Raw genomic sequence first — 13492 nt, 5'->3', positions numbered from 1 at the left:
AAAAAGATATGAAAAAAAGAACGTTAATATTATTAGGCTTGTTAACGGTGGCACTTATACCGATTTCATGTAACAAGGACTTTTTAGAAACACAGCCCCTAGATGCTCTTTCGGCAGAGGCCACTTGGGGAGATGGAGCTACAGCACAGGCATTTATTTACAATATCTATTCCTCCCTTGGTTATGGAGGATTTGAAGAAGAAGGACTTGCGTCTCTATCAGATGAGGCCATGTTTACACATTCTGGTAGAGGTATAAATGTTATTACAGAAGGCTCCCTTTCTCCTTCAGGAACAGGAAACACCAATATTATTCCTCAATGGAATGAATTGTACTCGGCAATTCGTAAAGCGAATATTGCTATCGAGCAATTACCCATCTCAACATTTGATGACAAAACGCTAAAAGATAAGTTGCTAGGTGAAAGCTATTTTTTAAGAGCCTATTACTATCATCAACTAATGCGTTATTACGGTAGCGCACCCTTAATTGAAAAGCCATATGGCCTAGATGAAGATTATACAGTAGCAAGAAATACATATGCAGAAAATGTAGCCTTTGTTCTTGCAGACTTAAATCAAGCCATAACCTTATTGGATGGAAAAGAAGAAACCCCGGGAAGAGCATCAAAACTAAGTGCCATGGGTTTAAAATCAAGGGTTTTGTTGTATGCCGCCAGCGACTTACGTGATGGCCCTACGGCAAGTACCAAATCTTCAGTAATTGGAAGTTACCCCAATTTAGAACTAATTGCCTATACTTCTGGTGATCGAGATTCTCGTTGGAAAGCCGCCAAAGAGGCAGCAAAAGATGTCTTAGAGGCCACCAGTGGATATAAATTAAATTTAACCGGCCCAGTCTCTGCCGAGGAAGCTGTGCAAAATTATATTTCCATAGCAATGGGAGGGGGAAGTGCCATTGGCGATGCTACAGCACATGCAGAGTTATTGTTTGAACGCACACACTCTCCTCTGTACACAGCAGAAAGCGATTGGCCTTTGGGAGGTATCCATCAGGGTATCAACAATGGCCCGAACGGATATCACAACTGGGCAGGCAACACCCCTATCCAACAACTGGTCGATGACTACCAAATGATGGATGGTTCCGATTTCGATTGGGACAACCCTACTCATGCGTCGGCCCCTTATGAAAATAGAGACCCTAGGCTATATGCGACCATTCTTTATGATGGTGCTGGGTGGAAACCTCGCCCGGAGGATGTTGCCAGTATTGATCCTTTCGATGAAATTCAAACGGGTACTTATGAAGGGTTTGATGCAAAAGGAAAATCTATAATTATACCAGGAGTTGACATGCGTGATTCTCCAATAGAAAACTGGAATGGTAGTAGAACTGGATACTACGTGCGTAAGTTTATTGATCCTAATCCGGCCTTACCAGATAATCAATCAAACGCACAAGTGGTGCCTTGGCCGTTTATTAGATATACCGAAATAGTTCTTAACTACATTGAGGCGTCTATTGCTACGGGAGATGAAGGAGAAGCCTTAAATTGGCTCAACAAAATCCGTTATAGAGCTGGTATGCCGGCTATCTCCGCTTCTGGTTCCGAATTATTAGAGGCATATATTAATGAAAGAAGAATTGAATTGGCTTACGAAGAACATAGATATCATGACGCGCGCAGGTGGATGATTGCCGAAGAAACGCTTGGAAGAGGCATAAAGGTTATGAAAGTATCGGCTACCCTTAAATCCGGAGCTACTCCACTATCTCCATATAGACATGACCCATCTGTTTATAACTACACCTATAATGTAGTAGAAAACACAGATAATGAGACGAGGACTTGGGATGATAAAATGTATTTTATGCCCATAAGTAGGGATGAAATAAATCGTAATGATTTGCTTATTCAAAACCCTGGTTATTAAACAACTATTAGTTTGAAATATTCTAAGAATCTATCCCTTTTTGGGATAGATTTTTTTACTTTTAGAAAGATGGCCAAAACAATAAGAATTCTTCTTTTAAGCGCGGTTCTAATTCTTTTAGGCTGCAAGAATGAACCTGATGAAGCCTTAGCAAAAGAGGGGAAAGTGGGTAATCGGTCTTCTCTATTCAAACTATTACCAAAAGAAAAAACTAATATTTTTTTTGAGAATACTCTAAAAGAAGGGCTCAACGCCAATGTTCTCGTTTACGAGTATTTATATAACGGCGGAGGTATTGCCTCAGGTGATTTCAATAATGATGGATTTCAGGACTTGTATTTCACATCAAACATGGGAGAAAATAAATTTTATTTGAATGAAGGCGGATTCAAATTTAAAGATGTGACCACCATTTCAAGAGTGACAGGAAGGCACGGACCATGGAAAACAGGCATAACCTCAGTAGACATAAATGGTGATGGGAAATTAGACCTTTACCTTTGTTATTCGGGAGCTTTACCTGATGCCAAAAGAAAAAATCAACTCTTCATCAACCAAGGTAATGACGTAAATAATGTTCCTATTTTTAAAGAACAAGCGGAAGAATATGGTTTGGCGAGCCCGGGGTATAGTAATCAAGGTTATTTTTTTGATTATGATAAGGATGGAGACTTAGATATGCTTTTGTTAAATCACAATCCAAAATCCCTGCCAATATTAAATGAAGTTAGCACAAAACAGTTTTTAAAAAAAGATGATCCTTTGCAAGGACTGCGTCTTTTTGAACAGAGCAACGGAAAATTTGTTGACATAACCATCAAATCCGGAGTTAGCGGCTCAGCGCTTACATATGGCCTAGGAATTGGCATCAGCGATGTAAACAATGATGGTTGGCAAGACTTTTACATCTCCAATGATTACACAGTACCAGATTACTTATACATCAATAATAAAAATGGAACCTTTACAGACGAACTAGGACTTCAAATGGGTCATACAAGTCATTTTTCCATGGGGAACAATATTGCAGATATCAACAACGATGGTTGGCAGGATATTTTCACCTTAGACATGTTACCCGAAGAAAACAAACGTCAGAAATTACTATTGTCTCCTGATAATTATGAAAAATTTAATTTGAACCTTAGAAGTGGATTCCATCATCAATATATGCGAAATATGCTTCAATTAAATAATGGCAACAATACTTTTAGCGAAATTGGGCAATTATCAGGTATTTCAAATACCGATTGGAGCTGGGCACCATTATTCGCAGATTTTGATAACGATGGTCTCAAAGATCTTTTCATAACAAATGGCTACTATAAAGATTACACCAATTTGGACTTTATAAATTACATGGAAGATTTTGTCCAAACTAAAGGTAGGTTGCAGCGTCAAGATGTACTAGAGTTAATCAAAAAAATGCCCTCCTCTGATTTGACCAATTATTATTACTCTAATAAAGATGGTATTAATTTTTCAAATGAAACCAAAAAGGCAGGGGTTGGTCAACCCGCCAACAGTAATGGTGCAATCTATGTAGATTTAGATAACGACGGTGATTTGGATCTGGTTGTCAACAACATTAATAAGCCAGCATTTATCTATAGAAATGATACTTTAAAAGAAAATAACAAGTGGTTAAAGGTACAATTAAAAGGTAATGATAAAAATACTAACGGAATTGGTGCTAAAGTCACCTTGTATGTAAACCAAAAAATACAAGTTTTAGAACAAATGCCAACACAGGGCTATCTTTCAACGGTAACTCCCTTACTTCATTTTGGTCTTGGTAATAAAAATAATATTGACTCCTTGATAGTACAATGGAATTCAGGCAAAAAAGAAATTCTTTATTCAATTACACCAAATAGAATATTGGTATTAAATGAAAGTAATGCAAAGAAAATAAAACCCAGCCATTTAAAAATACATCCTGTTTTTGCTGAAATGACCCCACCAATAATTTATGAAAACAAGTCCTCATCTACAAACGATTTTAAAAGACAACCTCTTTTATTAAAACAATTATCACATCAAGCACCAATTATTGAAAAAGCAGATTTCAACAATGACGGTTTAGAGGATATTATTTTAGGCGGTGGAGTAGGGCAAAGCGCTTCTTTATACTTACAAAAAGAAAACCAAACCTTTTTTAAAAAAAATGTTCCTGATTTCGAGCAAGACAACGAAAGTTTAGATAGTGCCATTTCCATATTTGACGCGAATGGAGATGGAATTTTAGATATATATATAGCTAGTGGTGGTTACCACAATTTTACCTCAGAAGACCCAAGACTACAGGATAGGATTTATTTAGGAGATGGGAACGGTAATTTTACCAAGGATGAATCGGCACTTCCAGCTATAAGAGTTAGCACAGGAACAGTTAAATTTTCCGATATAAATAATGATTCCTTTCCTGATCTTTTCGTAGGAGGATATGTTACCCCTGGTAGATATCCTAAAATCCCAAGAAGCTACATTTTAATCAATGATGGCAAAGGTCATTTCATCGATGAAACAGCTGAAATACAACCCGATTTAAAATATCCAGGAATGATTACGGATGCCTCATGGACAGATATAGATGGAGATAACGTTCAAGACTTAATTTATCTAGGGGAATGGACGCCAATTAGTATATATGTAAATAAAAATGGTAAGCTAATAAACGAAAGCAAAACGTACTTTGATAAACCACTTTTTGGCCTGTGGACAAGATTAAAACTGGTCGACTTCAATAGGGACGGTAAATTAGACATCATTGCCGGCAACATCGGCACAAACACACAATTCAAAGTTAATCAAGAAAGACCCGCAGAACTGTTTTATGCTGATTTTGACCATAACGGTTCAATAGATCCTATATTTAATTTCTATATTGCAAATATAAGCTATCCTTACCTTACAAGAGATGAACTTTTAAGCCAATTGTCGGGTTTACGACAGCGTTTTACAAGTTATGAATCATATTCAGAAGCTCGTATAACCGATATTTTAACCGAGAAAGAAATAGTTAATGCCTCTAAACTAAAGATAAATCAGCAAGAAACTACACTTTTCCTAAGTGGCCCAGAAACTACGCTCAAAATGTCCCAACTTCCCATTCAAGCACAATTTTCTCCAATTTCCGAGATTTTAATTTCAGATTTTGATAAAGATGGCAACCAAGACATCCTATTGTTGGGCAATGATGCATTCTATAAACTTAGGATAGGGAAATTTGATGCCAATTACGGAACTTTACTCTTGGGTAATGGTAGAGGTAATTTTAACTATGTCCCCCAAATCAAATCTGGTCTTTCCTTAAAAGAAAGCAATACAAATGGAATATTGATGAATGATGAATTGATATTAACAAGTTATGGATCACCATTAAAAACATTTAAGCTTTTGAATTGAAAACTTACAAAGTGCTATGGGTGATTCTATTCAAAACAACCCTATTAAAATAATCTACCATTATTTCTGGTATAGCTTTGACTTTGACAAAAAGTGCTCGAGGAATCTGATGGGGTAAATCAATGAGGCCAACTTAACCTTTTTATTACAAAAAATACCTTCCATTAGACCCACTTTCAATTCAATAATGCTTGAATATTGGGTTTAACATAACTAAGCCATAGTGTTTGAATAATCCTAATTAAAATATACACATTTTCAAAAATACATTCAATTTAACAAATTGAAGCCTAAGATTTAAGGTATAAAACAGGATATTAAAAAAAACTAAAAATCTATGCAATAGATTTTGAAATCATCGTCTTTACTTATGAAGTCCTAAGAAAAAACCTTTAATGGTTTCTAGAAAACAACAGAACAATAACCTAACCAACTTTTTCGAAGAGGAATATAATTCGCTCAAAAGTTATGTGCGCTCAAAAATTTCTCATACTGTAGAAAGTGATGCGGAAGATATCATACAAGAAGTTGCGTTGCGTATTTTTTCTAGGCCTATAGATGCTTTACCAATAAATAACATTGGTGGTTTTGTATACAATGCGATTAAAAACAAAATCATTGATATAATGCGCGTTAAAAAAGAAAGGATTCACGATGAAGGCTACCTAGAATTTCTTTGGACGGAGTTTGCAGAAATGTTTTATGAAGATTGTTCTGAAGAATATCCCGATCAACTTAAAGAAAAATTAAAAATAGCCATTGAAGAACTTAAACCTTTCTATAAAGATATAATTATAGCCGTAGATTTTGAAGGGTATACGTATAAAGAAATCTCAGAACAGACAGGTATTTCAACCGGCACCTTAATGTCAAGAAGACATAGGGCCATATCCTTATTATTAAAAGAATTAGAGTCATTTAAAAACATAAAAACTAAGTAGTATGGGAACTAGCGAACACATTAAGTCGGGCACCGAAGAAAAGGTGAAAAACAAATTCAAAAAAGGTTTCAAAATACTATTCATATCACTATTGGGCATTGCGGTGGCATTTCTCTTTGGTTATATCGTCATGCATCTCTGGAATTGGCTTATGCCTGAATTATTTGGTTTGCCGGAAATTGGGTATTGGAAAGCATTGGGAGTTCTACTGTTCGCTAAAATCATATTCGGTTTTGGTAATGGTGGAGGTCCAAACAAGAAGAGTAGACCACAAAAGCGACCTTTTTTCAATAACAGATGTATGGACAAGAGAAGGGATTTCTCTAAATGGAAACATTACGATGAATTTTGGGAAGCGGAAGGTGAACAAGCCTATAAAAAGTATTTAGAAAAGATTCGATCTGAAGACAACATTTGATTTCTAGTTCTTACTAGTTCTAGGTACTAATTATTTACATCATGATAATCAAATAAATAGAACATTAACTCCTTCTAAAAAAAGTCAATATTAAATAATCGTAAAACTTTGGAAACTTTTTTAGTTTTTAAAGTTTCCTTCATTATCTTTGCCTCCATTATGAAAGAAAAAATTAGGGAGACAGCAACTCAATTATTCTTGGAGCGTGGTTTTAAAAGTATCACGATGGATGATCTGGCCAATGAAATCGGAATGTCCAAAAAAACAATTTATACCGAATACAGTAATAAAACCGAGTTGATTGAAGATTGTGTAATGAACAAATTCTGCAGTTTAAGCGATGGTATCGATTTAATTATTGCCATGGATAAAAATCCGATCGAAGAACTTTATGAGATTAAAAAATACGTAATGTCTCATCTCAATGACGAAAAATCCTCACCCCAATTTCAATTGATGAAGTATTATCCGAAAATTTACAAAAACGTAAAAGCGATGCATTTCAATAAAATGCAGAAGTGTGTGCTTCATAATGTACAACGTGGGGTGCAGCAAGAGATTTATAGAGATAATTTGGATACAGAATTCGTTGCAAGAATTTATTATTCGGGCATGAACAGCATAAAAGATCAGAATATTTTCCCAATAGATCACTTTCCTGTTTCAAAATTAATGGATGCTTTCTTAGAATACCATTTAAGAGGAATTGTAACCCCAAAAGGAAAAAACATATTAAACTCAATCATCAATTCAAATCAACAATAAATGCGAAACCAATTACTTATTATCATAACCCTGCTAAGTCTTAGTTTTGGTTACTCACAAGAACAAACATATAGTTTCACCTTAGAGGAAGCTGTACAGTTTGCCCTGGAGAACAATTACTCGTCAATTAATGCGGACCGGGACATCCTTGACGCGCAAAAACAAAAATGGGAAACCATTGCCGCAGGATTACCTCAAATTACCGGCGCAGTAAGCTACCAAAATCAATTAAAACAACCTGTATCCCTTTTACCGGCCGAGATAACAGGGGGAGAGCCTGGAACCTTTGTACCCGTAATTTTCTCTCAGCCTCAAACTGCAACGGCTACAGCAACTTTACGCCAACAAATATTCGACGGTTCATACATTGTGGGGGTACAAGCTACTAAGGCATTTTTAAGTTACAGTGCCAACAATAAGGAAAAAACAGCGTTAGATGTGCGAAAGCAAGTGGTCGAAGCTTACGGCAATGTGCTCTTAGCGGAAGAAAGTGTTCAAATTCTTCAAAAAAACAAAGAAACACTTGAAAAAAACCTATATGAAACATCAAAGCTTTTTGAGAATGGATTAGGCGATCAAGAAAGTGTTGACCAACTTCAAATCACACTCTCATCTATTGAAAACCAATTACAAAACTCTTTGAGGTTGAGGGAAATCACCTTGCAAATGCTTAACATTAGCATGGGATTAGATTTGAATGCACCTACAAAATTACAGGAAAACCTTGAAGATCTAACCGTTTCGAAAATAGACCTCGCAATTCTTAACTATGAATTTAATTTAACCGAGAATGTCGATTACAAGTTAGCAGAAAACTTAAACCAACAACGGTATTTTGAATGGAAACTGGCCAGAAGCCGCGCATTACCCACTTTGAATGCTTTTGTTAATTACGGAAGTTCCGCTTATTCAAGCAGTTTTGACTTCTTAAGCAGTGACCAACAATGGTTTGATTCTTCCGTATTAGGTGTTGATCTTAGTATCCCTATTTTTAGTTCCTTAAAACGGAGCGCCAGTACCCAACGCGCAAAAATTGCCTTGGAAAAAGCTAAGACACAGTTGACCGAAACGGAACAACAAATACGCCTGCAATTGGAAAACGCCAAAAACAACTATACCCTTGCTATTGCAAATTACGAGACCGCTAAAGAGAATCTTGAACTTTCTGAACGTATAGAACGTAAAAACCAGGTCAAATATCAAGAGGGCCTTGCCACAAGTTTCGAACTACGACAAGCACAAACCCAGCTATACTCCATTCAACAAGAGTATTTGCAATCTATGGTTGAAGTCGTGAATAAGAAAACCGAACTGGAAATAATATTAAATACAAAAGCCTAAATAATCAATCAGTAAACATATAATCATGAAAAAAATAATAATTCTATTCATAGTAACCATCGGTCTATTTTCGTGTGGCGATAGTGACCAATCCGTTAGCGGGGTTATTGCTAAAGGCGACCTTGACGCAATTAGGGCGAAGAAAAATGAAATTTCGGCGCAGCAAAAAGTTATCGAAACACAAATTCAATCCTTGGACTCTGCCATTGCAATTTTAGGAAATGAAGAGAAGTTTCCATTAGTCAATACCATTGCCGCCAAACACGAGGTTTTCAATCATTATCTCGAATTACAAGGTGATGTAAGCACCAAGCAGAATGTATTGATCTATCCTGAAATGGCAGGTACCTTACAAAAGGTATATGTTAAAGAAGGTGATCGTGTTACTAAAGGTCAATTATTGGCCAGTATCGATGATGGCGGCATGTCCAGCCAGTTAAGTCAGTTAAAGACCCAAGCTTCTTTGGCTAAAACGACCTTTGAACGCCAAGAACGTTTATGGAAACAGAACATAGGTTCAGAAATTCAGTACTTACAGGCCAAGACTAATTATGAGGCATCTGAGAATATGGTTGCACAGGCCGATAGCCAATTGGGAAAATCTACCATTAGAGCTCCTTTTGCCGGTATTATCGACGACGTTATAAAAGACCAAGGAACTGTTGTAGCCCCTGGTGTTGGATCCGAGGTATTTCGTTTGGTGAACCTATCGGATATGTATATCGAGGTAGAAGTACCAGAAACCTACTTAGGTGCGGTAAGCAAAGGTAAAGAAGCCATGGTCTACTTTCCTGTACTTGGAGATACGATTACAACCAAAATAAGGGAGACCGGGAATTTCATCAACCCATCTAACCGATCCTTTCAAGTAGAAATTCCGGTTCCAAATAAAGACGGAAAAATAAAGCCGAACCTTTCGGCAAAGGTGAGCCTGAATGATTACACGAACGAAAATGCGGTTCTAATTCCTACCAGTATTATTTCCGAAAACGCAGAAGGTGAGCAATATGTATATGTGGCAAATGACCCCAATGCTGATAATGAAGCCATCGTAAAAAGAACCATCATTACCACAGGAAAGACCCAAGGCGGCAAAATTGAAGTTCTAACCGGCTTGGAAGATGGAAACCATGTTATCAAAGAAGGAGCTAGAAGCGTGAAAGACGGTCAAAAAGTAAAAATCAAAAACTAAAAATCGATGAGCAAAGTACAAAAAAACGCTGATAAAGAATTCAGTCTATCGTCTTGGGCCATTGATAACCCTTCGGTCATCTATGTAATGATCGCGATATTTCTTTGGCTAGGTTTTTCTGCCTACATGGCGATGCCAAGAGAGGATTTTCCGGAAATCGTTGAGACCAAGATTTATATAAGTACACCTTATCCGGGGAATACGGCCGAAGATATTGAAAAACTGATAACGGATCCATTAGAAGACCGTTTAAAGAACATAAGTAATGTTGTAGAAGTAACGTCAACCTCACAAGAGGATTATGCCATAATAACGGTAGAATTCGATGAAGAGATAACTGTTGAACAGGCAAAGCAAAAGGTAAAGGATGAAGTCGATAGTGAAAAGGCCAGTGAAGATTGGCCCACCTTTAACGGCGCCAAAGTAGAGCCTAATGTTTTTGACCTCAACTTTTCTGAAGAAGTTCCTATAATGAACATCAACTTTACAGGCGATTATCCTGTAGAGAAACTTAAAGAATATGCCGAATATCTACAAGATGAGATCGAAGACCTTCCGGAAATAAAAAAAGCGGATATAAGGGGAGCACAAGACAAAGAGGTTGAAGTTGCTGTCGATATCTATAAAATGATGGCGGCAAAAATCAGTTTTCAAGATGTTATCAATGCTATCAATAATGGAAATATGACCATGTCTGCCGGCAATCTAAAAACTACCGGCCAAAGACGTACCATACGTATCATTGGAGAAGTAGATGATCCCAAACAGCTTGAAAACTTTGTGGTAAAGTCAGAGAACGGCGCTGTTTATTTAAAGGATATTGCGGAGGTCAGGTTCAAAGCGAAGGATAAGACTACCTATGCCCGTGAATTTGGGGATAATGTCGTTATGCTCGACGTTAAAAAAAGGGCCGGTAGGAATGCAATTTCTGCAGCAGATCAAATTAAGCAAATCGTAAAGAAAGAGAAGGCGAATTATTTCCCTCCGGATCTGAATATCTCCATTGCCAATGATTCCTCTACCCGTACGCTAAATCAGGTAGACGATTTAGTGAACAACATCATTTTCGGAATCATTTTGGTAGTGACCGTTTTAATGTTCTTTTTAGGGTTTCGCAATGCCCTATTCGTAGGCTTTGCTATACCCATGTCTATGTTCATGTCCTTTGTTATTCTTTCGTGGTTGGGCTATACTTTGAACACCATGATTCTTTTCGGAATGATTATGGGACTGGGTATGCTGGTGGATAATGGAATTGTGGTAGTAGAGAATGTATACCGATTAATGGATGAAGGAATGCCCCGGGTAGAGGCTGCCAAAAAGGGAATTGGTGAAATCGCTTTTCCTATTATCATTTCAACGGCAACAACCGTGGCCGCGTTCGTACCCTTAGGGCTATGGCCCGGCATTTTCGGCCAGTTCATGATCTATTTTCCCATAACCCTTTCGGTAGTATTGGGTTCCTCATTGTTCGTGGCCATTTTCATGAATTCCATGCTGGTTTCCAAATTTATGAGTACAGACGAAAAAGAGCTTACTTTAAAGCAGCTGATTCGTTTAAGCATCATTTTAGGTACTCTCGGAATATTAATTCTACTATTTGGTGGTATAATGCGGGGCTTGGGATCCGTTTTAATTTTAACCGCCATTATGTTTTGGGCCTACAAATATATAATTAAAGGTAGTGCCATCAAATTCCAGAAAAAGACCATGTCCCGGTTTGAGGACTGGTACGAACGCCGCCTGAAACATGCCTTGAACGGTAGTAATGTTTATTGGTATTTTGGGGTAACCTTTTTATTATTGATCGGGGTTTTCATGTTATTTGGAATGTCAGTTGGAAGTGGTCGTACCAAAATAGAATTCTTTCCAGATAACAAGCCGAATGAAATCTATGTTTATGTGGAATATCCTGAGGGCACATCCATAGAAAAGACCAACGAGATTACAAAGGAGGTTGAAAATCGGGTTTATGCCATCATGGACGACCCCAAGTATAAAAAGAATGGGGAAAATTTTATGATGACCTCTGCCGTTTCGGTAGTGGGTGAAGGTGCAGGAAATCCATTGACCGATGGTGGTTCCGCCGCAGAAATGCCCCATAAAGGCAAGGTGACTGTCAACTTCAGTGAATATAAATACCGAGATGGCATCAATACAGAAGACATAAGGGCCCGAGTACAGAATGGCCTTGAAGGAATATACCCCGGTGTAGCCATTTCAGTAGAAAAAGATGCGAACGGGCCGCCAGCGGGTTATCCTATTAACATCGAGCTAGAAGGCAAAGATTATGATGAACTGATCAATACGGCAGAGGATATCAGAAACTTTGTGAATACGAAGAACATTGCCGGTATTGAAGAGCTTAAAATAGATGTGAACAAAGGCAAACCTTCAATGCAAGTACTTGTTGATCGCGAAAAAGCTGGAGAACTGGGTGTTGCCGTCGGTCAGGTCGGAAATCAATTAAGACGTTCCATCTTTGGGGAAAAAGCGGGAGTTTATAAAGAAGATGGTGATGACTTCGATATCAATATAAGGTTCAACGAAGATTTACGGTACAATAAGAGTGCGCTATTCAATCAGAATATCATTTTTAGAGATCCTGCTAACGGACAGATTAAAGAGATTCCTATTTCTGCAGTTGCATCTGAAAAAAATACATCCGGATTCAGTGCCATTAAACATCGTGACGGTAAAAGAGTGGTGACCATTTATTCAGGATTAAAACCTGGTTTTACCGATGCTGGTGCAATCGTTAGCGAAATTCAAGAAGAAATGAAAAACTTCAAGGATTTACCTGCGACCATTAAAATCGATTATACCGGTCAGTTAGAAGAGCAAATGAAACAACAGATGTTCTTGATCGGGGCTTTTTTCTCGGGCCTTGGGTTGATTATGCTTATTCTAATTTTTCAATTCGGTGGCATTTCAAAACCATTTATCATTATGATTGCCATATTCCTAAGTTTTATAGGTGTTTTTGGAGGATTGATGCTAACGGGGTGGTCATTTGTGATTATGATGACCATGATGGGTATTATATCCTTGGCAGGTATTGTGGTCAACAATGGGGTAGTACTTTTGGATTATACCCAAATTCTCGTAGATCGTAAAAAAATAAAATTCGGCATGGATGACAGTGACCTGTTGACCCTGCCAGATGCAACGGATGCCATTATCGTGGGCGGTAAGGCGAGGTTGCGGCCGGTATTGTTAACCGCTATAACCACCGTCTTAGGATTAATTCCTTTGGCCATTGGCCTGAACATCGACTTCTTTTCGCTGTTCTCTGAATTCAATCCTAAAATTTACATAGGTGGGGATAATGTGGTTTTCTGGGGACCTTTGGCCTGGACGGTAATCTTCGGTTTAATAGTGGCAACCTTCCTAACATTGATCATTGTACCGGTATTGTTCAATATTGTATACCGTATCAAAATTAAGATCAGAGGAACAGGAAACACCTCTAAAGAACAACAAGAACCATTAGAAAGTGTTGCTTAATAAAACTTGACAAAAACAAAAA

Annotated in this window: 8 protein-coding genes; all 8 read left to right on the top strand. The window is 37.6% G+C overall.

The genetic code is table 11. The annotated features are described in order from the left end of the window. Positions 1–8 precede the first annotated feature (8 nt). The 8 genes from ACNR9Q_RS04500 (at position 9) to ACNR9Q_RS04465 (ending at position 13470) form a co-directional block, all read left to right on the top strand. Complete coding sequence (locus tag ACNR9Q_RS04500; RefSeq protein ID WP_419213417.1) at positions 9–1898, top strand: RagB/SusD family nutrient uptake outer membrane protein; 1890 nt, start codon at positions 9–11, stop codon at positions 1896–1898. A gap of 69 nt (positions 1899–1967) precedes the next feature. Beyond that, positions 1968–5306: a VCBS repeat-containing protein gene (locus tag ACNR9Q_RS04495; protein ID WP_419213416.1), complete on the top strand. Its 3339-nt coding sequence runs from the start codon at positions 1968–1970 to the stop codon at positions 5304–5306. Positions 5307–5701: 395 nt separating this feature from the next. Continuing rightward, positions 5702–6247 carry an RNA polymerase sigma factor gene (locus ACNR9Q_RS04490; protein WP_419213415.1) on the top strand — a complete coding sequence of 182 codons (546 nt, stop codon included), beginning with the start codon at positions 5702–5704 and terminating at the stop codon, positions 6245–6247. 1 nt (position 6248) lies between these two features. After that, entirely contained in the window at positions 6249–6665 is a 417-nt protein-coding gene (locus tag ACNR9Q_RS04485) for a hypothetical protein (protein ID WP_419213414.1), read from the top strand. Positions 6666–6824: 159 nt separating this feature from the next. Further along, positions 6825–7430: a TetR/AcrR family transcriptional regulator gene (locus ACNR9Q_RS04480; protein WP_419213413.1), complete on the top strand. Its 606-nt coding sequence runs from the start codon at positions 6825–6827 to the stop codon at positions 7428–7430. Further along, positions 7431–8771 (top strand): TolC family protein, encoded by a 1341-nt coding sequence (locus tag ACNR9Q_RS04475; RefSeq protein WP_419213412.1) that lies wholly within the window; start codon positions 7431–7433, stop codon positions 8769–8771. 25 nt (positions 8772–8796) lie between these two features. Next, positions 8797–9963, top strand: a complete 1167-nt coding sequence (locus ACNR9Q_RS04470; RefSeq protein ID WP_419213411.1) for an efflux RND transporter periplasmic adaptor subunit — start codon at positions 8797–8799, stop codon at positions 9961–9963. A gap of 6 nt (positions 9964–9969) precedes the next feature. Next, positions 9970–13470, top strand: coding sequence for an efflux RND transporter permease subunit (locus ACNR9Q_RS04465; protein WP_419213410.1), 3501 nt, complete (start codon positions 9970–9972; stop codon positions 13468–13470). Positions 13471–13492: the final 22 nt, after the last annotated feature.

This window comes from Maribacter sp. X9, assembly GCF_048537565.1.
Taxonomy (GTDB): Bacteria; Bacteroidota; Bacteroidia; order Flavobacteriales; family Flavobacteriaceae; genus Maribacter.
Note: the sequence above shows the minus strand (reverse complement) of the source record. Positions and strands in the feature narration are given on the sequence as shown.